This is a genomic window from Acrocarpospora sp. B8E8, assembly GCF_039871605.1.
Lineage (GTDB): Bacteria > Actinomycetota > Actinomycetes > Streptosporangiales > Streptosporangiaceae > Acrocarpospora > Acrocarpospora macrocephala.
In genome coordinates this window covers 17,930-37,850 of record NZ_JBDPLV010000046.1, presented here as the reverse complement: position 1 = coordinate 37,850, position 19,921 = coordinate 17,930, and the positions used below count along the sequence as shown (strand labels likewise).

At 68.0% G+C, this 19,921-nt stretch carries 22 protein-coding genes; 15 read left to right on the top strand and 7 right to left on the bottom strand.

Annotated elements, in window-relative coordinates:
• Window positions 1–5 precede the first annotated feature (5 nt).
• From ABGB08_RS35175 to ABGB08_RS35165, 3 genes are all read right to left on the bottom strand, one after another.
• Window positions 6–1,211, bottom strand: coding sequence for an RNA polymerase sigma factor (locus tag ABGB08_RS35175; RefSeq protein ID WP_347599505.1), 1,206 nt, complete (start codon window positions 1,209–1,211; stop codon window positions 6–8).
• Complete coding sequence (locus ABGB08_RS35170) at window positions 1,211–1,555, bottom strand: YciI family protein (protein ID WP_347599502.1); 345 nt, start codon at window positions 1,553–1,555, stop codon at window positions 1,211–1,213. The genes ABGB08_RS35175 and ABGB08_RS35170 overlap by 1 nt, the downstream gene beginning before the upstream one ends.
• Window positions 1,556–1,621: 66 nt before the next feature.
• Window positions 1,622–2,986 carry an FAD-binding protein gene (locus ABGB08_RS35165; RefSeq protein ID WP_347599499.1) on the bottom strand — a complete coding sequence of 455 codons (1,365 nt, stop codon included), beginning with the start codon at window positions 2,984–2,986 and terminating at the stop codon, window positions 1,622–1,624.
• A 128-nt stretch (window positions 2,987–3,114) separates the two neighbouring features.
• Here ABGB08_RS35165 and ABGB08_RS35160 point away from each other — a divergent pair, with 128 nt between their 5' ends.
• Window positions 3,115–6,411: a BTAD domain-containing putative transcriptional regulator gene (locus tag ABGB08_RS35160; RefSeq protein WP_347599496.1), complete on the top strand. Its 3,297-nt coding sequence runs from the start codon at window positions 3,115–3,117 to the stop codon at window positions 6,409–6,411.
• On the opposite strand, the gene ABGB08_RS35155 is transcribed toward ABGB08_RS35160, so the two are convergent.
• A complete protein-coding gene (locus tag ABGB08_RS35155) occupies window positions 6,338–7,000 on the bottom strand; it encodes an ElyC/SanA/YdcF family protein (protein WP_347599493.1) in 663 nt (220 codons plus the stop codon). The genes ABGB08_RS35160 and ABGB08_RS35155 overlap by 74 nt on opposite strands.
• A gap of 9 nt (window positions 7,001–7,009) precedes the next feature.
• A complete protein-coding gene (locus ABGB08_RS35150) occupies window positions 7,010–8,116 on the bottom strand; it encodes an MFS transporter (protein ID WP_347599490.1) in 1,107 nt (368 codons plus the stop codon).
• 26 nt (window positions 8,117–8,142) lie between these two features.
• Between ABGB08_RS35150 and ABGB08_RS35145 the strand changes: the two genes are divergently transcribed.
• The 5 genes from ABGB08_RS35145 to ABGB08_RS35125 all read left to right on the top strand — a co-directional run bounded on the left by ABGB08_RS35145 (window position 8,143) and on the right by ABGB08_RS35125 (window position 11,363).
• Window positions 8,143–9,798: a recombinase family protein gene (locus ABGB08_RS35145; protein WP_347599487.1), complete on the top strand. Its 1,656-nt coding sequence runs from the start codon at window positions 8,143–8,145 to the stop codon at window positions 9,796–9,798.
• Between the two features lie 304 nt (window positions 9,799–10,102).
• Window positions 10,103–10,435 carry an HNH endonuclease gene (locus ABGB08_RS35140; RefSeq protein WP_347599484.1) on the top strand — a complete coding sequence of 111 codons (333 nt, stop codon included), beginning with the start codon at window positions 10,103–10,105 and terminating at the stop codon, window positions 10,433–10,435.
• Complete coding sequence (locus ABGB08_RS35135; RefSeq protein WP_347599481.1) at window positions 10,432–10,689, top strand: hypothetical protein; 258 nt, start codon at window positions 10,432–10,434, stop codon at window positions 10,687–10,689. The genes ABGB08_RS35140 and ABGB08_RS35135 overlap by 4 nt, the downstream gene beginning before the upstream one ends.
• A gap of 117 nt (window positions 10,690–10,806) precedes the next feature.
• Window positions 10,807–10,935, top strand: a complete 129-nt coding sequence (locus tag ABGB08_RS35130) for a hypothetical protein (RefSeq protein ID WP_347599478.1) — start codon at window positions 10,807–10,809, stop codon at window positions 10,933–10,935.
• On the top strand, window positions 10,935–11,363 hold the full coding sequence (locus tag ABGB08_RS35125) for a hypothetical protein (protein ID WP_347599475.1): 429 nt from the start codon (window positions 10,935–10,937) through the stop codon (window positions 11,361–11,363). Before ABGB08_RS35130 ends, ABGB08_RS35125 begins: the two co-directional genes overlap by 1 nt.
• A 1-nt stretch (window position 11,364) precedes the next feature.
• On the opposite strand, the gene ABGB08_RS35120 is transcribed toward ABGB08_RS35125, so the two are convergent.
• Both ABGB08_RS35120 and ABGB08_RS35115 read right to left on the bottom strand, forming a co-directional pair.
• A complete protein-coding gene (locus ABGB08_RS35120; protein WP_347599472.1) occupies window positions 11,365–11,895 on the bottom strand; it encodes a hypothetical protein in 531 nt (176 codons plus the stop codon).
• Between the two features lie 88 nt (window positions 11,896–11,983).
• Complete coding sequence (locus ABGB08_RS35115; RefSeq protein WP_347599469.1) at window positions 11,984–12,526, bottom strand: hypothetical protein; 543 nt, start codon at window positions 12,524–12,526, stop codon at window positions 11,984–11,986.
• Window positions 12,527–12,570: 44 nt separating this feature from the next.
• Here ABGB08_RS35115 and ABGB08_RS35110 point away from each other — a divergent pair, with 44 nt between their 5' ends.
• The 9 genes from ABGB08_RS35110 to ABGB08_RS35070 all read left to right on the top strand — a co-directional run bounded on the left by ABGB08_RS35110 (window position 12,571) and on the right by ABGB08_RS35070 (window position 19,851).
• The gene (locus ABGB08_RS35110) at window positions 12,571–14,169 is read left to right on the top strand and encodes a terminase TerL endonuclease subunit (RefSeq protein ID WP_347599466.1); all 1,599 of its coding nucleotides are present in this window, start codon (window positions 12,571–12,573) and stop codon (window positions 14,167–14,169) included.
• A 13-nt stretch (window positions 14,170–14,182) separates the two neighbouring features.
• The gene (locus tag ABGB08_RS35105) at window positions 14,183–15,649 is read left to right on the top strand and encodes a phage portal protein (RefSeq protein WP_347599463.1); all 1,467 of its coding nucleotides are present in this window, start codon (window positions 14,183–14,185) and stop codon (window positions 15,647–15,649) included.
• A 75-nt stretch (window positions 15,650–15,724) separates the two neighbouring features.
• Complete coding sequence (locus tag ABGB08_RS35100) at window positions 15,725–16,318, top strand: hypothetical protein (RefSeq protein ID WP_347599460.1); 594 nt, start codon at window positions 15,725–15,727, stop codon at window positions 16,316–16,318.
• A 68-nt stretch (window positions 16,319–16,386) separates the two neighbouring features.
• A complete protein-coding gene (locus tag ABGB08_RS35095) occupies window positions 16,387–17,403 on the top strand; it encodes a hypothetical protein (protein WP_347599457.1) in 1,017 nt (338 codons plus the stop codon).
• A 70-nt stretch (window positions 17,404–17,473) separates the two neighbouring features.
• Window positions 17,474–17,857, top strand: a complete 384-nt coding sequence (locus tag ABGB08_RS35090; RefSeq protein WP_347599454.1) for a hypothetical protein — start codon at window positions 17,474–17,476, stop codon at window positions 17,855–17,857.
• Window positions 17,854–18,222 carry a hypothetical protein gene (locus ABGB08_RS35085; RefSeq protein ID WP_347599451.1) on the top strand — a complete coding sequence of 123 codons (369 nt, stop codon included), beginning with the start codon at window positions 17,854–17,856 and terminating at the stop codon, window positions 18,220–18,222. Before ABGB08_RS35090 ends, ABGB08_RS35085 begins: the two co-directional genes overlap by 4 nt.
• On the top strand, window positions 18,219–18,512 hold the full coding sequence (locus ABGB08_RS35080) for a DUF5403 family protein (RefSeq protein WP_347599448.1): 294 nt from the start codon (window positions 18,219–18,221) through the stop codon (window positions 18,510–18,512). The genes ABGB08_RS35085 and ABGB08_RS35080 overlap by 4 nt, the downstream gene beginning before the upstream one ends.
• The gene (locus ABGB08_RS35075; RefSeq protein WP_347599445.1) at window positions 18,509–18,940 is read left to right on the top strand and encodes a hypothetical protein; all 432 of its coding nucleotides are present in this window, start codon (window positions 18,509–18,511) and stop codon (window positions 18,938–18,940) included. Before ABGB08_RS35080 ends, ABGB08_RS35075 begins: the two co-directional genes overlap by 4 nt.
• Before the next feature lie 62 nt (window positions 18,941–19,002).
• Window positions 19,003–19,851 (top strand): IPT/TIG domain-containing protein, encoded by an 849-nt coding sequence (locus ABGB08_RS35070; protein WP_347599442.1) that lies wholly within the window; start codon window positions 19,003–19,005, stop codon window positions 19,849–19,851.
• Window positions 19,852–19,921: the final 70 nt, after the last annotated feature.

Genomic DNA, 19,921 nt, shown 5'->3' with positions numbered 1-19,921 from the left:
CGCCATCAGTCATCGACGCGGCCTGAGGCCTGTCTAAGGCCCCGGCGCAGGAACTCGCGCTCCACCTCGTTCCCGGTCCTGGCCAGCGCCGCCTCGTAGGCGGCCACCGCCTCGTCGTCCCGGCCGAGACGACGCAGCAGGTTCGCCCGGACCGCATGGAACACGTGATACCCATCGAGACCCAGCCCGTCGACGAGGTCCAGCGCCTCTCCGGGCCCGCAGACCTCGGCCACCGCGACCGCCCGGTTGAGCTCAACCACCGGCGAAGGTGCCACGACCATCAGCTGGTCGTACAGCCGGAGGACCTGCTCCCAGTCGGTCCCACCCGCATCCGTGTGCACGGCGTTGATCGCCGCCTGAATCTGGTACGGCCCCGGCTTGCCCCGCCGCAGGCATCGCCTGACCAGGATTCGCCCCTCGGATATCAGCTCGGAATCCCACCGGCTCCGATCCTGCTCGGCCAGCGGCACCAGCTCGCCACCGGAGACGCGCGCGTTCCGCCGGGCTTCGATGAGCAGCATCAACGCCAGTAGCCCTAGGGCCTCGGGCTCGTCGGGCATCAGTTCGGCCAGCACCCGCCCCAGCCGGATCGCCTCCCCGCACAGGTCCTCCCGCACCAGGCGATCGCCCGAAGTGGCGAAATATCCCTCATTGAAGATGAGGTAGATCACCGCGAGGACCGCGCGCAGCCGGTCGGGCAGGTCGGCCTCGCGCGGCACCCGGTAGGGAATGCCCGCGTCCCGGATCTTGCCCTTGGCCCGGACCAGGCGCTGCGCCATCGTGGGCTCCGGCACCTGGAACGCGTGCGCGATCTCCCCCGTGGTGAGCCCGCCCAGCAAGCGCAGCGTCAGCGCCACCTGGGCCCCCGTGCCCAGCGCCGGATGGCAGCAGATGAAGATCAGGCGAAGCCGTTCGTCGCGCACCGCGCCCTCCCCCACCTGCTCGGCCTCGGCGCTCAGCAGCGCGGCCTGCGCGTGCTTGGCGTCCCTGGCGGCTTCCCTGCGCAGCCGGTCGACGGCCCGGTTCCGCGCGGTGACGATGATCCATCCGGCCGGGTTGGGCGGCACGCCGCTCTCCGGCCAGAGCCGTACGGCCGCCGCGAACGCGTCCTGGACCGCTTCCTCGGCGATGTCGAGGTCGCCGAAGACGCGGGCCAGGACGGCCACCGCGCGGCCGTACTCGCCCCGGAAGATCCGGTCGATGTCGTGCATCAGCCCTCGTGGACGGGGCGCACCTCGATCGGCAGCATGGTGATCCGGCCGAGCTTGCCGGCCCAGCCGAGCGCCGCGTCCAGATCCTCGGCCCGTATCACCGTGAAGCCCCCCAGGTGCTCCTTGCCCTCGACATACGGGCCGTCGGTGAGGAGCAGGTCGCCGTCCTTGGCCCGGACCACGGTGGCGGTGCTCGCCGGGTGGAGCAGCCCGTTGAAGACCCACGCCCCGGCGTCCCGCAGTTCCTGGTTCCACTCCTCGACCTCGCGCATGATCGCGGGCAGGTCGATCTCGGGCGGCGGGTCGCCGTCGGGCTGGTAAACGCTGAGCAGGTATTGCTTCATCTCTGGTCCCTCCTCGTTCAGCTTCTCACCCCTTAAACGAACGGCCCGCGCCCGGATCGACATCGGTCAGCCGAGAACCGGGTGGTTGCTGCGGAAGACGCCCTGGGGGTCGCGGCGGCGCTTGATGTCGCGCAGCCGGTCGAGGGTTTCGGCGGGGAAGGCCGCTTCGGCGGGGGCGTCGTGGCTGAGCAGGGTGAAGGGCCGGCGGCCGCTCAGGGACGGGGCGACCGCGCGGGCGATGGCGCGCTGGCGTTCCCGGATCGGGGCGGCGAGTTCGGGGAAGGGCAGGATGCCGAGCATGAACAGCAGGTAGGGCTCGGTCAGGTGGCCGCAGGCGCCGTCGGTGCCGGCCGGGCGGCTGAGGGCGCCGCCCAGGTGCCGTACCTGGAGGACGGCCAGGGGGGCGACGGTGCCGGGGCCGGCGGCGGCCAGCAGCGCGGCGGCGGTCTCCGCGTCGAAGCGGTCGAAGAGTTCGGTGTGCTGCAGGGCGGAGGTGGGCTCGGTGGGCTCGGCGCAGATGTCGCCGAGGTCGGCGATGTTCACCTGGCCGCGGGTGTCCATGATCACGCCGGGGATGCGGTCGAAAGCGGCCAGCAGATCGGCGGCCTCCTCGGTGGCGCCCAGGTAGGTGACGTCGATGGCGACGGCGGACAGGCCGCGCAGGAAGTCGGGCAATTCGGGGAAGGGCGGGAACTGGATCAGCGTGAACCAGGTGCTCAGCTCCTCGGGGGCGGTGGCGGTGACCTCGCGGAAGGCCGCCATGACCTCCTGGGCGCGGGCGGCCGGCCAGAGGATGCGCCCGCCGTACAGCTCCGGGGCCGGGAACAGGTCGAACTCGACGCTCGTGACCAGGGCGAAGTCACCGCCGCCGCCGCGCAGCGCCCAGAACAGGTCGGGGTCGGAGTCGGCGGTGACCCGCTGCGGTACGCCGTCGGCGTCGACGACCTCGAAGGCGTGGACGTTGTTGGCTGCGAAGCCGTGCTTGCGGCCGAACCAGCTGAGGCCGCCGCCGAGGGTGAAGCCGGTGGTGCTCACATAGGTGGTGCTCCCGGGCAGGCCGGTCAGCTGGTGCTTGGCGGACTGGGCGAGCACGTCGCCCCAGAGCGCGCCCGACCCGACCTTCGCCCGGCGCTGATCGGGAAATATCTGGATGTCGGATAGGTTCTTGGTTCGCACCAGGATCGCGTCGTCGAAGCTGGCGGGGGCGTGGCCCAGCGGCTGGGTGGCCAGGCCGATCCCGGCCTCGCGGGCGTATCCGACCAGCGCGGCCACGTCGGCGGCGTCGGCCACCTCGACGACCGCCTTGACCCGCTGCTCGACCGCCGAGTCCCAGGGCGCCCGCGCGTCGTCGAAGCCGGAGTCGCCGCTGACGAACACCCGCCCGCGCACGACACGGCGCAGGTCGGACCGGAGGGCGCTGAAGTCGTTCATGGTTCTCCCCTGAAAGGTCTTTTGTGTGACTTCAGGGTGCGTGGAGGCGTTTGTAGGCTTCCTGGAGGCGGCTTGGACACGGTCCAAGCCACTTCCAAGCCGTTCGCGACCGGCCGTACGCTTCATCCATGAATCCGCTGGAGTTCCAACTTTTCGGCCCTTTTGAGGTGGGGAGGGCCGACGGCGAACGCCTCGATCTGGGGCCCCGCAAGCAGCGCGCGGTGCTGGCCCTGCTGGCGTTGGAGCCCGGGCGGATCGTGTCCATGGACCGGCTCATCGACGAACTGTGGGCGGACACGGTTCCCTCCAGCGCGGTCGGAACGCTCCAGGCGTACATCTCGCACCTGCGCCGCGTGCTGGAACCCGGCCGCGCCCCGCGGACCCCGCCGGCGATCCTGCTGACCCGCGAGCCCGGCTACCTGCTCGCGGTCGAACCGGAACAGATCGATCTGGTCCGTTTCACCGCCGGGGTCGAGCAGGGCCGCCAGGCCCTGTCCCGCAAGGCGTACGGCGAGGCGCTGGACGCCCTGGACCGCGCGCTGGCCACCTGGCGCGGCGAACCGCTGGCCGAATTCTCCGCCTACGGCTTCGCCCAGCCGGTGATCGCCCGGATGACCGAACTGCAGGCCTCGGCGACCGAGGACCGGTTCGAGGCGCGGCTGGCCCTCGGCGACACCGGTTCGTCGATCGCCGACCTGGAGCGCCTGGTCGAGGCGCACCCCTATCGGGAACGGCTGTGGGGCCTGCTGGCGATGGCGCTGTACCGGGCCGGGCGGCAAGCCGACGCGCTGGCCGCGCTGCGGCGGGCGCGGGCGCGGCTGGCCGAGGACCTCGGCCTGGAGCCGGGTCCTGAGCTGCGCCGGGTGGAGCAGGCGGTCTTCGACCAGTCGGTGACCTTGGAGGCGCAGCCGCCGCCGAAGGCCGTCACCGCCGGCCTGATCGCCAGGGAAGCCCAGCTGCGCCGGATCGCCGACCGGCTGGCGGAGGCCGCCCGCGGCCAGGGCGGTGTGCTGCTGGTCGCCGGGGAGGCCGGCATCGGCAAGACCCGGCTGGCGCAGGCCGCCGCCGACGCGGCCGGGGTGCGCGTGGTGTGGGGGCGCTGCGTGGAGGCCGACGCGGCGCCCGCGTTCTGGCCCTGGCTGCAGGCCCTGCGCGAGCTCGGCGAGCGGGCCGCCGACACGGTCAGGCGGCTCACCTCCGGCTCCGGCGACCCGGCGGCCGACCCTGACGTGGCCCTGTTCGACCTGCACGAGCGGGTGCTCGGCACGCTCGCCGCCGAGCCCGTCATGGTCGTCCTGGACGACCTGCACTCGGCCGACGCCGCCTCGCTGCGGCTGCTCAGGTATGCCGCCAGGGAACTGCACCGCAGGCCGATGCTGGTGCTGGCCACGCTCCGCCCGGAACCCGGCCGCGAACCGGAGCAGCTGGCCGACACGCTGGCCGCGCTGGCCCGCGAACCCGGCACGGAACGCCTCCGGCTGGCCCCGTTCAGCCCGCGCGACGTGGCCGCCTACCTGGGCGGCGCCGACCCCGCCCTGGCCGCGGCGCTCTACCGGCGGACCGGCGGCAACCCCTTCTATCTGGGCGAACTGCTGCGCCTGCTGGACGGCGAGCGCCTCGACCAGGTGCCGGAAACGGTCCGCGACGTGATCTCCCGGCGGGTGGCCCGGCTACCCGAACCCACCCAGGACCTGCTCAGGACCGCCTCCGTGCTCGGGCGGGACGTCCGGCTTGACGTGCTCGCGGCGGCGGCGGCGGCCATCCCGGCCGAGGACGTGATGGCGCGGCTGGCGCCGGCCGTGGCCACCGGCCTGCTGACCGAGACGCCCGACGGTTTCGACTACCGGTTCTCGCACGTGCTGGTCTGCGACGCGCTGTACGCCGGGCTGGACCGGCTGGCGAAGGCCAGGCTGCACCTGCGGGCGGGTGAGGCGCTGGAGTCGACCGGCGGCGAGTCCGCCCCGCTGCCGGTGCTCGCCCACCATTTCGCCCTGGCCGCCCGGGTCGGCGGGGCGGCCAGGGCGGTCTCCTACGCGGCGCGGGCCGCCCGGCAGGCCACCGCTCAGCTGGCCTTCGACGAGGCGGTCGAGCTGTGGCAGCAGGCGCTCGCCGCGTACGGGCCCGGGGACCCGGCCGAACGCTGCGCGCTGCTGATCGAACTGGGCCGGGCCCGCCGGGCGACCGGCGACGTCATCGGCGCGCACGCCACCCTGGCCGAGGCCATCGACCTGGCCGCCGGGATCGGCGACCGGACCGCGATGGCCGAGGCCGCGATGGTGTTCGGCGGGGTGACGGTGTGGAACTGGCGCTCCTACGGCACGGTCGACGACCGTATGGTGGCCGTCCTGGAGGACCTGCTGGCCGGGGAGCTGCCGGCCGAGCAGCGGGCCGCGCTGCTCGGCACGCTCAGCCTCGAACTGCACTACAGCCCGCGCCGCGCCGAAGGCGAACGCCACGCCGCCGCGGCCGTCGAGATCGCCCGGCAGAATGGCGATGTCGCGCTGCGGGCCAGAACCCTGAACAACTACATCAACGCCGCCTGGGTGCCCGGCGGCGGACGCGACCGGCTGGCCGCGGCCGAGGAGATGATCGCCCTCCCCGGGCTCACCCGGTCCGCCGAGCTGGTCGCCCGGATCATGCGCATGACGGCGCTGCTGGAACTCGCGGAGGTGGCCGAATGGCACGTGGAGCTGGCCCGGTGCCGCCGCCTGACCGCCGAGGTGCACCAGCCCGATCTGGTGGCCATGGTGTGGCTGGCCGAGTCCACCCGGGCCGCGATGGCCGGGGAGTGGGCCGAGTCGGAGCGGCTCACCGGCGAATACGGCCGGCACCTGAGCCGGACCACCATGTGGGGGCTGGAAGACTGCCGGCTGGCCACCCTGTTCACCAGCCGCCGGGCGCGGGGCCAGGCCGGGGAGATGGCCGCCGGCCTGGTGGCCACCGCCGAGCTCCCGGTGCACGCGCCGATGCGGCCGCTCGCCGTGCTGGCCACCGTCGATGCCGGTGACGAGGCCGCGGCCCGGCGGCTGACCGGGCGCTGGGCGGGCTGGCAGCCCTCCGACTGGAGCACCCGCTTCGTCACGGCGGGCTGGGGCATGGTCGCCGCCCGGCTCGGCGCGCCCGACCCCGAGGTCATGTACGAGCGGCTGCTGCCGCACGCCGACGAGCTGGTGGTGATGGGCAGCCAGGTCGTCTGCTGGGGCGCGACCCACCAGATCCTGGCCGACCTGGCCGACGTGCTCGGCGACCGCGATCGGGCCCGCGACCACGCGGAGCGCGCCCTCGCCGCGCACGAGCGCCTGGGCCTCACCGCGCTGACGACGCCGCGGACGTACGCGCTGGGCCAGGCCCTCACCCAGACGCGATCGCCTGGTCCAGCGAGGTTTCGTAGCGGCCGAGGAACTGGGGGTCCGAGCGCAGGATGACGGCGTCCAGGAAGCCCTTGCCTGAGGCGAAGAACTCGCGGGCCGCGTAGACGTAGGTGGTGCCGCGGAACGCCTGGGAGGAATCGTCGCCCACGCCGTACGCCTCCAGGCCCGCGGTCCGGCACAGGGTCACCGCCCGGGGCAGGTGGAAACTCTGGGTGACGACCGTCACCGCGCTCGCCCCGAAGATCTTCTTCGCGCGGACGCAGGAGTCCCAGGTGTCGAAGCCCGCGTAGTCGAGCACGATCTTGTCCTTGGGCACGCCTTTGGCGATCAGGTAGTCGCGCATGATGGTCGGCTCGTCGTACGCCTTGATGTGGTTGTCGCCGGAGACGAGGATGGCCTTGATCTTGCCCTGGGCGTACAGCGTGGTGGCGATGTCGAGCCGGGAGCCCAGCATCGGCGTCGGCTGGTCGTTCCTGACGCCCGCGCCGAGCACCAGCGCCACCGGCGCGGCGGGCACGCGCTCGACCCAGCCGGCGGTGACCGCGTCCGTCCGGTACGGCGAGCTCACCAGCCACGCCCAGGTCATGGGCGCGATCGCCAGCACGCTCAGCCCCACCGCCACCTGGAACGCTAATCGCTTCATAGCTGAATGCTAGAGAGAACCGGGGCCGAACAGGTCGTAAAGGGCCACCAGGAGGGCGGCCAGCACGAACATCGTCGAGGTCAGCATGCCGAGCTGGAACGCGGCCGCCCAATCGCCGCCGGAGCCGGCGAGGTGGGCGAAGAACACCGCGCCGACGGTGGCGATGCCCGCCGCGCCGCCGATCCGCTGGCCGGTCTGCAGCACGCCGCCCGCGCTGCCCGCGCGGATCACCGGCACCTGGCTGAGCGTCAGCGTCTGGTTCGGCGTGATCACCAGGCCGCTGCCCAGGCCCGCCAGCAGGAGCGGGCCCGCCGTCGCCCAGCCCACGTGCGGGCCGGGCACCTGGTGCACGGCCAGCATCGTGCCCAGCAGGCCCGCCGCCACCATGAGCAGCCCGCACGCGACCATGGCCCGGCCTAACCGGAGCACCAGCCGGCCGCCGACGGCCGCCGAGAGCGCGGAACCGAGCGCGAACGGGGTCGAGGCGACGCCCGCGAGCAGCGCCGTGTAGTGCAGCCCGTTCTGCAGGAAGAGCGTGAAGGTGAAGAAGATCGCGGTGAATCCGGCGAAGTAGCTCAGCGAGAGCAGCGCGCCGAGCCGGTACTCGCGAATGCGGAACAGGTCCATGTGGACCAGCGGCTCGATCCCTTTCGCGGCGCGGCGCTCCCAGCGCGCGAACACCACGATCAGCAGCAGCCCCACGGGTTCGAGCAGCCATTTCTGCCAGCCTGGCCACAAACGTTCCTGCAGGAAGGGCAGCAGGATCAGCATCACGGCCGTGCCGAGCACCAGGGTCCCCACCGGGTCGAACCCGCGCTGCCTCGCCTCGGCGGCCGGTTTCGCGACCGGGTGACGCGCGGGAAGCAGCCGCCGCGCCAGCACCAGCGCGGCCAGCCCGATCGGCAGGTTCACGTAGAACACCCACCGCCACCCGTCCGCCGCCCCGAACACCTGGATCAGCACCCCGCCGAGCAGCGGCCCCACCGCCGTCGACAGCCCGACCACCGCCCCCTGCATCCCGAACGCGCGCCCCCGCTCGGCCCCGACGAACAGCTCCTGGATGAACCCGGAAACCTCGGAAAATGGGTTCTCCAGGACGCTCCTTACCCCTAACATGCTCAAACGGGACAAGGAGGACACACGTGCGCATTCTGGCAGTTAAGCGCATCAGTCGGGACACCGAGCAATCCTCGGCACTGGAGCGCCAGGACGCCGCACTCACCAAGGCCATCCTGGAGGGCGGCCACACGGTAGGCGGGTGGGTCGAGGACGCCACAGTCTCCGGCGCGGTCAACCTGGACAAACGTCCCTCCCTCGGCAAGTGGCTCCGAGAGCCGCTGGTCCACGAGTGGGACGCCATGATGGTCACCGAGCAGGACCGCATCACCCGCGACGACCTCCACTGGGCCGCCTTCGTCGGCTGGGTCCTGAACAACAACAAGACCGTCATCGTTCTCGACGACCCCTCCTTCGATCTCAGCACCCCCAACGGGCGGATGATCGCCAACATCAAGGCGACGCAGGCCGCGAACTACCGCAAGACCATCCAGGACAAGCGCCTGAACCAGACGAAGTACTTCCGGGACGAGATGCTCTGGCCCGGAGGTACGTGGCCCTTCGGCTACCGGTCCGTCCGGTTCGAGCACAACGGGGCCAAGCGGTGGCGACTCCAGATCGACCCCGTCACCAGTGCCCTGGTGCGGGAGTTCTACGACCGCCTGATCCACCTCGACCACACGGTGGGCCAGGTCATAGACGACTGGAACAGCCGGGGCATCCTCACGCCGCAGGAATACCAGCGGCACGTCAACGCCTTGGAGGACCGTGAAGATCGCGTGCAGACGCTTCGCGGAACCCAGTGGAGCACCACCAGCGCTCGGGAGATGCTGCGCAACCCGGCCCTCATGGGCCACGCCAACACCAAGAAGGGTGTCCTGAAAAAGAACGGCCTGCCCGTGCAGTGGGCCGACCCCATTCTCAGCCGGGAGGAGTTCGCCCTTCTTCAGCAGTTCCTGGACCACAGGGCCAAGCCCTACCGAGGCCCGAACCGGGCCGTTCACCCGCTGGTCGGGATCTTCTACTGCATGTGCGGGATGGTGTACTACACCAACTCCGCTCGGGAGCGGAAAGACGGTCCCCAGGTCCCCTACATGCTGTGCCGGTCGGTCTCCATTCGGCAGAAGTGCGCTTTCGCCCGATCATGGAAGCGCGCACTCCTCGAAGAGGCCCTGGAGGAGATGTTCCTGACCACCGCAGGAGACCTGGAGATCTCCTTCAAGACCTATGTCCCGGGCTCTGACCGTACTGCGGACATCCAGGAACTCCGGGAGGCCCTGGACAACCTCTCGGGGAGCCTGGCCGTCCTGAAGCCCGGCAGCGTTGCGGCAACTGCCGTCCTCAGGGCGATGGAGGCTCACGAGGAGAACCTTCACGCCCTGGAGGCACTTCCCGTCATCCCCAGCCGGTGGATCGAGGAGGGTACCGGGGAGACCTTCAGTGAGTACTGGGCCGCCCACCCCAAGCTGGAGGACCGCTGCGCCCTGCTGAAGAAGATCGGGGTCCGGATGTATGTCGGGACCGGCCGGAAGGTGCCTGAGCTGGACTTGCACCTTCCCGCTGACCTTCAGGCTCGTCTCGTAGACGCACTGTCCAACTCTGTCGATCCGGGCTTCCTCACGGCCTCCGCTGGGATGTCCGAGTCGGCGATGGCGGACTACCTGGCGACCCAGCAGAAGGTCCTCGCCGACGCCATGAAGGCGAGCGACGAAGCTCGACGCAGCCCACAACACCGCAGGTAGATGATCTAGAGAGGGAGGCTCCGGCCTCCCCCTTTTTCTCGTCCCCGGACCTTTCCGGCAAAGTCCGACAGATAGCTGTGGGGAAGGGGGTAGGGGGATGGGGTTACCGGGTTAACAAGAGGCTCCTTAAAGAGCCTCTAACCAGGGACTTAACTACTTCTAAGGGCCCTTCAGGGCCCTACTAGAACAACCGATTACTGGATCGCCTCCTGGCGATCCTAGATAGTCCCCCGGGCCTGAGGGCCCCACCGGTTACCCCTCCCCCAACCCCACTACGACTACAGCTCCTTGGGGGTGGTTCGCCATGCCCAAGGCACCCTCGAAGTGCCTGGAGACAGGCTGCCGTAACCCGGCCACCACCAAGGGCCGGTGCCAGAAGCACTACGTGCCCTGGACGGTCACCAGCGCCCGCAACCAGACGCGGCCCAAGAACGCCGCGTCCCTGATCCGCCGAGTGCGGTTCCGAGACCGTGAGCGCTGCTACGTCTGCGGGCGGCCCGGCCGGGCAGTGGACCACATCGTCCCTATCGCCGAACACGGCACCTGGGACATGAGCAACCTGGCCTGCATCTGCGATGCCTGCCATGACACCAAGTCTCGCCAAGAGGCTGCACGAGGGAGGTTGAGACGCCGATGACCACTTCCGGCTGCCAGGGCTACTGCGGCTCCTGTGTGACTCCTTGCTTCCTCCAGGGCGCTACCGCCCCCGTGGGCACCGAGACCATCCCGGAGGTCGCCTACAGCGACCTGGCCCACGACTTGGACAAGTCCGACACCGACGCACTCGGCTGTAAGCGCTGGGAGGACCTGAACGCCTCCTGCCTGCCCGAAGCGTGTGTCGGCAACTTCTTCTGCTGGCGCGAGATCGCCAGCGACGGCGGGGCCTCGTAAGTCCCCGATGGGCGGTCAGCACACAAACCGCGCCTTGGGCCGGTGGGTGTTGGCACGGCGTGCGCGAGGGCGGGTTCCGCACACCACTTCTTCTTTCTTCTTCACAGGAGGTTGTACATGGCCAAGCACACCAAGCCGGCCGATGAGCCGTCCGCGGAGTCTCAGGACGTTGAGATCGTCGAGTACCCGGTCGAGCCGGTGTACGCCGCCCGTGCCGGTCGGTACAGGTTCACCAGGGAGTCCTGATGGCAGGTCGCGGGCCTGCCCCCAAGGAGAACGCAGTCCGGCGTAACGCCGTGGACCTGAGCCATCTGGAAGGCGACGAGGATGTCCCCGACCGGGTGAAGAAGCTGTTCAAGCGCGACGGCTACAGCGTCGCCACGCAGCGCTGGTGGGACACGTGGGTGGACTCCGAACAGTCCGAGTCCTTCCGGGCCACGGACTGGCAGCGGCTCCAAATGCTCGCCCCGCTCGTCGAAGCGTACTTCCGCCGGCCAGGCCACAACGCCCTGGCCGAGATCCGACAGAACGAATCGCTCCTGGGTGCGACGGTCACCGACCGGATGCGCCTGCGGATGAACAAGGCCGAGCCCAAGAAGGACGAGGGCAAGCCAGACACCCTGCCCGAGAAGGTCGCCGACTTCGAGCTTTACAAGAGCCTTGGGGGTGCGTGAGCTACTCCAGCTCACGCATTGTCGTTCTGGAACCTCGCAACCTTATGTAAGCCCTCTTTGCCCTCTCTGCTTCGACGCGGCCCCGATACCAGCCTGCCTGTAGCTTCGGAATCCACTCTCCGATCTTGTCTGGATTCCTAAAGAGATACACCGCAGTCGAGGCAACCCCCGCCCCGGTCACAAGCAGCTCCAACGTGAGTGGGGATTCCATCGATATCCGGACCACCGTCAAGTCGCGGGCCGACGACTTAGGTTGACGCATCAGCTCTATCTCCACGTCACCACTCACAAGGTCTGGGCTCGCTGCCCGCACCAGGTGTGCCCTCCGCACCGCATCAACGAAGTCGTAAACGGCCATTACCACGCGCGCGACGTTCTCCAGCGGCGAAGCTTCCCACCGTATGTGGTGCAGCTCGTTTGCCTCTGCCTCTTCCAGTGCCTCATCCGAATCGAATATCGGGTCCGCATAGTTCTGGTCTGGACTCATGACGACCACTTCAAGCCTGCTGCCAGTACGAGTCTGCTCGGCCACACCTAACACCGTCATAAATTCCAAATCGTAGTGCCCCGAGGGCCGGGGGGTGGTGTCCGTTGCAAACGGGCAGCTCGGGGGTTCGTGATCAGATCTCTTGCTGGGGCATGTGTGGGGGATCCGCGTACACCTGTGGGGGATCCGCGTACACGTCTATCTCTGTCTGGGCTTGACGCAGCATCTCGTACGCCTTCTTGGCCTTCACAGCCTCGGCGCGCCCGTTGTACCAGGAGGTCTGGAGCTTCGGCCACCACTCTCCGAGCTTGTCCGGGTTCTTGAAGAGGTACACGAACGCAGTGAGGACACCCGCGCCCAGGGTGCCTGACGCGATCAATTCAACCGTCAATGGCGAGTTCAAATACAGACGGTCAACACGTATACCGAGTTCCCTCTGCTTGATTTGCTCCTCAAGCTGGCGCTCCGCGACACGTCGGTGGTCGCGTCTGTCCCGCCATCCGCTCACACCAGCTCGCTTGACGAGCAGAGCCATACCGACTGTGTCAGAGGTGCGATCCAAGGTCAGCAGCATATTGGCCACCTCAGTGAGTTTCGGCACACCCGTCCAGGCGTGAGTAACCACCTCAACTCTGACAAGACCGTCGGCTCGATCGCCTGTCACAAACTCCGTCACAAATTACAGATCGTAGTGCCATTGGCACCTGGGGGGTGATGCCTGTGCAAACAGGCAACCTCAGAGAGGGCGTCCCCCACCCGACGCGCAGCTTGGGCTACCAGATCCTCCGCTGGGCCGAGACGTACATCGTCCAGCCGGACGGCGAGAACGCCGGAGAGCCCTGGCAGTTCACCGTCGAGCAGAAGCGCTTCATCCTCTGGCTGTACGCGATTGACTCCCGGGGCAAGTGGCTGTACAGCACCGCGTGCCTTCGGCGCTCGAAGGGCTGGGGGAAAACGCCGGTCCTGGCCGCCTTGGCGATTATCGAGTTCATCGGCCCGGCCCGGTTCTCGCATTTCGACGAGAACGGCTTCCCAGTTGGGAAGCGGGTGGGCCTGCCGTTGGTGCAGATCGCGGCTACCTCGATCGACCAGACCGCGAACACGCGGGACATGATCCGGGGGATGCTGGCGAACTCGCCGGCCGAGTTTGAGTACGACCTTGAGATCGGCAAGGAGCGGATTCAGTTCCGCTCCGGCCGCCCGGGGCGTATCGAGCCGGTGACCAGCTCCAGCCGCACCCTGGAGGGTGCACGGCCCACCTTCGTGGTGGGCGACGAGACGCACCACTGGATTCCGAGCAACGGCGGCACGACTGTCTTCGAGACGCTTGACCGTAACGTCCGCAAGACGGCCGGTTCGGGCTCGCGCATGGTGGAGTCCACCAACGCCTTCAACCCTAACGAGGACTCGGTCGCGCAGCGCACCTACGAGGCGTTCCAGAAGAAGCCGAACGGCAAGCTGCTCTACGACTGCGTTGAGGCTGAGTCCGACGAGATCGACCTCAACGACCTTGAGGCCGTCGAGCTGGGCTTGAAGCAGGCGTACGGCGACTCGCACTGGGTGGACATCCAGGGCTTGATCGATGCGATTCAGGACCCGCGTACGAGTCAGGCGCAGGCTTACCGCTTCTACCTGAACAAGATCCAGGAGTCTGCGGACGCCTGGATGGCCAAGCCCATCTGGGATGGCCTGGCCGACGACACCGACCCGATCAAGGCGGGCGACCAGATCGCCATCGGGTTCGACGGCTCGCTCTACAGCGACAGCACAGCGATCGTGGGCTGCCGTCTGCGTGACGGCAAGCTGTTCATGATCCACCTGGACGAGCAGCCCGACCCGAAGTTCTCCAAGAACGCGGCCGATTGGCAGGTGGACACCCTCCTGGTGGACAAGCGGATGCGCGAGGCGCAGACGACTTACCGCGTGGAGTGGGTCTACGCCGACCCCTCGTACTGGCAGAACGTCGTCGGAACGTGGGCTCTCGACTTCAAGGAGAAGGACCGGGACAACCGGGACATCGTCTTTGAATTCAGCCCGGCCCGAGCCAAGCAGATGAGCGACGCCGTCGAGCGGCTGCACACCGCAGCGCATCTGGCCGAGGACATCTGCCATGACGGCAACCCCGACCTGGCCCGGCACATCTCTAACGCGGTCACCTACGAGGTCCCGCAGGGACATCTGATCCGCAAGGAGTCCAAGAAGTCCCGCAAGAAGATCGACGCCGCCATCGCGGCTGTCTTGGCCTACGAGGCGCGAGCCGAGGCCATCGCTGACGGACGCATGCGAGTGCGCCGTCGCGCCCGGCTACGTACCTACTAAGGAGGGTTGGTCTTTGAACCGCCCAGAGACGCCACTCGAATGGATCTTCTGGCTGGAAGGCAAGCTCGGCCGACAGCGGGCCGAGATCCGGAAGTACGCCACCTACTACGACTCCGAGAACAGGGTCCTCAGTTACGCGCAGACCAAGTTCTCCGAGATCTTCGGAGACTTGTTCATCGGCTGGCGGGACAACTTTTGCCCCTTGATCGTGGACAGCATCTCCGAGAGGTTGCGGATTCAGGGCTTCCGGATGGGCCCGGAGGAGCAGGCCGACAAGGACGCCTCCGACATCTGGCAGTTCAACCGGATGGACGCCGAGAGCAACGCGGCCCACATCGACGCCCTGATGGGCGGTGCGGCCTTCATCGGTGTGTGGGGCGATGAGGACGACCAGCCGACGATGGTCCCCGAGTCGGGCGAGGATGTCGTGGTCCAGTACGAGCCGGGCAGCCGTACCAAGCGCATCGCCAGCATGAAGCAGTACACGGATGACTGGGGCACCGAGCACGTCTCCTTGTGGACGCGGAAGACCATCCACACCTCCACGCGGGAGGGTGAGGACCGGAAGTGGGCTGAGCCCAAGGACCGGCCCAACACGCTCGGCGAGATCCCGCACATCCCGCTACTGAACAGGACCCGGCTCAAGCAGACGCCGTTCTCGGAGCTGGCTTCGATCATCCCCGTCCAGGACGCCATCAATAAGGTGGCGGCTGACGCGCTGGTGGCCTCGGAGTTCGCAGCTTTCCCGCAGCGCGTGATCAGCGGCGTCGAACAGCTTCCCGAGGACGCGACGCCGGCCGAAGAGGCTGCGGCGCGGGCGCAGGCCGTGAAGGCGTACATCGACCGCATCTTGACCTTGGACAACCCCGAGGCCAAGTGGGGCCAGTTCGCTGCGGCCGACCTCAAGAACTACGTGGTCCTGATCGACATGCTGGTCCAGCACATGGCCAGCCAGTCCAGGGTCCCGTTCCACTACTTCCTGCTCAACGGTGGTCAGGCGCCCTCGGGCGAGTCCATCACCGCCGCTGAAGCAGGGCTCGTCGCTAAGGCGAGGGAGAGAATGCTGCACTTCGGCGAGTCCTGGGAGGAAGCTCTCCGGCTTGCGTTCTTGGTCAAGGGCGACATGCGCCGCGCCAAGGCGTACAGCGCAGAGGTCATCTGGGCCGACCCGGAGTACCGCAGCAAGGCGCAGCTCGCCGACTCCCTGCTGAAGATGAAGGAACTAGGTGTTCCGGATCGTCAGCTCCAAGAGGAGTACGGCTACACGCCCACGCAGATTCTCCGCTTCGACGGTATGCGCGAAGAGGAGATGAAGCGGGCCAAGGAGCTTGCCGACAAGTACGGCCTGAGCGACATGCTCGGCCTGAACGGTCAGCAGCCCGGAGCCAGCAGGCCGCAGCAGAGCGCTCGCGGCGAGGCCAAGCCGAAGACCGCCAGCGACAAGGTGGCCTCGGTGGAGCGGCAGAAGGCCGCAGCGTAACCAAAACCTTTCGAGCCCGAGCTGACATGGCGCGGGCTTTTTGTATGCCCCCAATCCGACATGGAGAAGGACCCGATGGCAGACCAGATCACCCCTCCCGCCGACCAGACCACCCCGCCCATGCAGGGCGCGACTTCTGCTGCCCCCAACCAAGAGGTTGGTAGTGGCGAGAAGGACTGGAAGGCCGAGGCCGAGAAGTGGCAGCACTTCAGCCGCCAGCACGAAGCCAACTGGAAGAAGGCGACTGGCGAGCTGGACAGGCTGAACAAGGCCGGTATGACCGACGCCGAGAGGGCCGTCGCGGAGGCCAAGGAGTCGGGCCGCCAGGAGGCCCTGTCGTCCATCGCTGAGCAGCGTGCTCAGGACAAGCTCGACGTCGCCGCTGCACGCGCCGGCGTGGATCTCACGCCTGTGAAGGGTGTGCTCGACATCTCCAAGTTCCTCGCCAACGGCGAGATCGACGAAGCCGCGATCAGCGCATTCGTCTCCCAGCTCTCTTCGTCCGCCCCGAAGGAGCCCAAGTTCGCGCAGGGCCTGGGCTTCGGCCCGCAGGGCTCTGGCACCGCAGGACAGCTCACCCGAGAGCAGGTCCGCGGCATGAGTCCTCGCGAGGTCGCAGCGGCCCGCAAGGAAGGGCGCCTGGACGCGCTGTTGCGCGGCCAAATCTGACCCCCCGTATACCGGGCCCTCGGCACAGCGCCGGGGGCCTTTCGTATGCCCAGAACTAAGGATTTCCCTTGGCATTCGTCGATGGCCTCTACACCGATGCGGGTACGAGGCTGACCAATGGCACCGCTGGTGTCTTCATCCCCGAAGTCTGGACTTCGCAGCTGCTCACGGACACCGAGGACAGGCTTGTCCTCGGCAGCCTTTTCGGCACGAACACGTACGAAGGTGAGTTCAGGAAGGAGGGGGACACCATCAGGATTCCCCACTTCCAGGACACCGTCGCTGACAAGGGTGTGGTGCCGGCCTATGGCAGCATCGGCACGGCTGACCGGGCCGCGCTGGAGTACGTCAAGATGCAGGTCGCCAAGGGTTCCAGCTTCCACTTCGAGGTGGATTCGCTGCACGCCCTCCAGACCAAGCAGGGCATCGACCTGATGAGCGAGCTGGTCCGCCAGCGTGCGCGTCGGACCGCCATCGCGCTGGACTCGCTGGTCGCCACCGCGATCGTCCAGGCGTCGATTGAGACCGCGACCAACTCCGGTCTGGGTAAGGACGCCAACTCCGACGGCGGCACTGCCGCGCTGCACGGCCTGGTCGAGTCGGTCGTGCTGGGTACCGGTACGCAGGCCCGCTACAACCAGCTCGTCGACATGATCGCGCTGCTGGACGACGTCAACGCCGAGGGTGAGCGCTTCCTAGTCATCGGGACCTCGGTCAAGGCCGAGATCCTGAAGCTCAAGGAGTTCATCGACGCGAGCCACTGGGGCGGCACCCCGATCATGGTGACTGGCTTCATCGGCTCCATCCTTGGTGTCCCGGTCGTTGTCAACAACACCGTGGGTGCGCGCGTGGCCCGAAAGGGCAAGCAGGCCCTCGTTGGCCCGACGCACACCGCTGCCAGCTCCGTAGACATGATCCTCGGCACTGCTGGCAGCGTCGCGGCGGTCATCCCGAACATCGACATGAAGGCGTACGAGCCTGAGGCCAAGTTCACCCAGGCCGTCAAGACCCGTGTCCACTACGACGCCAAGGTCATCGCCCCGCAGGAGATCGTCGTGGGCCGCCCCGCCCCGTCTGGCGGCTGATCCCTCCCCCTCTGGTTGAGCCCCCGGTCTTTCGTGCCGGGGGCTTTTCCGCTGCTCGATTGGAGCTTCCATGCTGATGTCGGTCGACGACATCGAGAAGCGGACCGGTCAGGTTTTCGAGGACGAGCGGCTGGATCAGGTCAGCGTCTACATCACCGACGTAACCGCGCTGGTGGAGTCCTTCCTGGGCCGTTCGTACGACACCGTCGCGGCCCCGGCCGCCGTGAAGGCCATCGCGTGCCTTGAGGTAATCAGGAACCTCAACACCGACCCAGGTGTCGCGGGTGACCGCGTCGGCGACCTGTCCACCACCTACGCCTACGGCGGCGCTGTGGTCGTGCTCTCGCCGGATGCCAAGGCCGAGCTTCGGCGCTTCCGCAAGCGGTCGGGGATCGGCTCGATTCAGATCATCAGCCACCTGGTTCCGCCTCCACCCGAGGAGGACGCTGCGTGATCCTCGACAGGGCACCGGAGACGGTGAAGATCTTCAGAACCAACTGGGTGAACGACGGATACGGCGGCGGGCAGAGCCCGGTCCCCGGGAACGTCATCCGCACGGTCAAGGCGTTCGTGATCCCGACCGGATATGCGGGCGCTGGCTGGGCGGCCAACATGAGATTTGCATCTCAGGGCTTCGCCGACACCGCCCGCGTCACGATCATCATCAAGTGGCTCCCCCAGCTCGCGGCCGAGCTTGACCAATGGACTGAGGTCGAGGCCCAGGGCCAGATCTGGACGGTGGCCCAGGCCCCCAGGCGCTGGTTAACCCGCCGCGTCTCCTATGTCACTGTTCTGTGCGAGTTGAAGGGGGATGTGTGAGCTACTACATCCGCCCCGACATCGCCGAGATCGTAGCCGGGCTACCGGGCGTGCATAAAGAAGTAATCTCTACCGCCCACAAGGGCGCGAAGCTGCTGCGCAAGAAGATCGCCAAGGACACCGGGGCGATGGCCGCGAGCGTACGGGTCGACGTGCTGGCCAAGGACGCCTTCTTCGGCATCAAGGACGACGGCGCGATCGGCTACAACTTCGGCCACCTCAACAACTGGTCGGGAGAGCCGGTCCCCGGCAGCCACGTGATTGAGCGCACGATCGCGGAGATGGGATGATCCCTGACCCCGAGAAGGCGATCATCGCTGCGCTTGAGCACTACATGCCGGATCTGCTGGACACCGGCCGTTCCCGCGTCTTCAGCCAGGCCCCCAAGGGCTGGGACAAGCTGGCGTTCATCGTGGCCCGCGCCACGCCGGGCGGGGCTTCCCGATCCCCCCACCTGTTCTCGTCGGTCTACTTCGAGACCGAAGCGTTCGCGCTCAGCCGGGGAGAAGCCTCAGCTCTGGCTCGGCGGGCCGCAGCCAGCCTTGTCCAGGCCAGCCGGGACGGGTTCCGCTACGCGGACGACGAGGGGTCGGGCTACCTGTTCGGCTTCCGCGAGGTCAACGCCCCGTCGCTGATCTACGACGGCCTCAGCAGCAAGCACGGCGACACCTACATGTTCCAGGGGACCTACCAGATCTCCCTTCGCCCGCTCCGCTGACGGGCCTGCACCACTTCTTTCTTCTTCCTATCCCCCTGCCTGCATATAGGAGATTGGTAGCCTTGCCGCCCACTTATCTGACCAAGGACCCGGTGCTCGTTCCGGCCACCGGTTACGTCTTCGTCGCCCCCGAGGGCACCCCGAAGCCGACCCTTCCGCTGGACATCCGCAACCTGCGCACGCTGCGCGAGAGCATCGGCACCAGCTGGGCCAGCATCGGTAACACGTCGCTGGAAAACGGGATCGCCCACGAATCCGCAGGTGACGACGCGGAAGTTTTGGGGACGTGGCAAAATCCGGCACTTCGGACCACCAACCCGCCGCGCATCTACACGCTGACGCTGGCTCTGGCCGACTTCACCCTCGACACCTACAAGCTGTACTACGGCGGCGGCGACGTCGCGGCGGACGGCTCGTTCATCATCCCGACCGTCCCGGCCTCGCAGACCAAGGCCATGCTGATCGTCGCCGTGGACGGCGACCGTCACGTGGTCGAGTACTACGAGCGGGCCTCCATGATCGGCGCTGAGGGTGTCACCTACGACCCCGCAGCGCTGACCGAGATGCCCGTCACCGCAACCGTCCTGGGCGGCACCAACGGCCTGGGCGAGATCTCCCCCGTCATGTGGGGCAAGGCCGGGGAGATCAACCCGCCGACCCTCACCGCCGTGACGCCGGCCACCGCTGCCCCGGGCACGCAGGTCCAGCTCACCGGCACCAACCTGAACGCGCCTCTGACCGTCTGGTTCGGCATCTACGAGGGTGTGAACCCCATCACCACCCCGACCGGCACTCAGGTCACCGTCACGGTGCCCGACCCGGTGGAGACCGGCGACCTTCCGGTCCAGGTCCGTGTGGAGACCAACTTCGGCGAGAGCGCCGAAGAGGACTTCACGATCGACCAGTCCTGACCCCCAGCTCGGGCGCGGCCTCATAACCCGCCCGAGTACTGAGCCCTGCCGCGTGCGTTGGGAATGGCCG

Excerpts from the sequence above, each read along its gene's own strand:
- ABGB08_RS35075 (WP_347599445.1), top strand. The coding sequence starts at position 18,509 with ATGATCCCTGACCCCGAGAAGGCGATCATCGCTGCGCTTGAGCACTAC.
- ABGB08_RS35150 (WP_347599490.1), bottom strand. The coding sequence starts at position 8,116 with ATGTTAGGGGTAAGGAGCGTCCTGGAGAACCCATTTTCCGAGGTTTCC.
- ABGB08_RS35175 (WP_347599505.1), bottom strand. The coding sequence starts at position 1,211 with ATGCACGACATCGACCGGATCTTCCGGGGCGAGTACGGCCGCGCGGTG.
- ABGB08_RS35130 (WP_347599478.1), top strand. The coding sequence starts at position 10,807 with ATGGCCAAGCACACCAAGCCGGCCGATGAGCCGTCCGCGGAGTCTCAG.
- ABGB08_RS35135 (WP_347599481.1), top strand. The coding sequence starts at position 10,432 with ATGACCACTTCCGGCTGCCAGGGCTACTGCGGCTCCTGTGTGACTCCT.
- ABGB08_RS35165 (WP_347599499.1), bottom strand. The coding sequence starts at position 2,986 with ATGAACGACTTCAGCGCCCTCCGGTCCGACCTGCGCCGTGTCGTGCGC.
- ABGB08_RS35170 (WP_347599502.1), bottom strand. The coding sequence starts at position 1,555 with ATGAAGCAATACCTGCTCAGCGTTTACCAGCCCGACGGCGACCCGCCG.
- ABGB08_RS35125 (WP_347599475.1), top strand. The coding sequence starts at position 10,935 with ATGGCAGGTCGCGGGCCTGCCCCCAAGGAGAACGCAGTCCGGCGTAAC.
- ABGB08_RS35100 (WP_347599460.1), top strand. The coding sequence starts at position 15,725 with ATGGCAGACCAGATCACCCCTCCCGCCGACCAGACCACCCCGCCCATG.
- ABGB08_RS35155 (WP_347599493.1), bottom strand. The coding sequence starts at position 7,000 with ATGAAGCGATTAGCGTTCCAGGTGGCGGTGGGGCTGAGCGTGCTGGCG.
- ABGB08_RS35090 (WP_347599454.1), top strand. The coding sequence starts at position 17,474 with ATGCTGATGTCGGTCGACGACATCGAGAAGCGGACCGGTCAGGTTTTC.
- ABGB08_RS35140 (WP_347599484.1), top strand. The coding sequence starts at position 10,103 with ATGCCCAAGGCACCCTCGAAGTGCCTGGAGACAGGCTGCCGTAACCCG.
- ABGB08_RS35160 (WP_347599496.1), top strand. The coding sequence starts at position 3,115 with ATGAATCCGCTGGAGTTCCAACTTTTCGGCCCTTTTGAGGTGGGGAGG.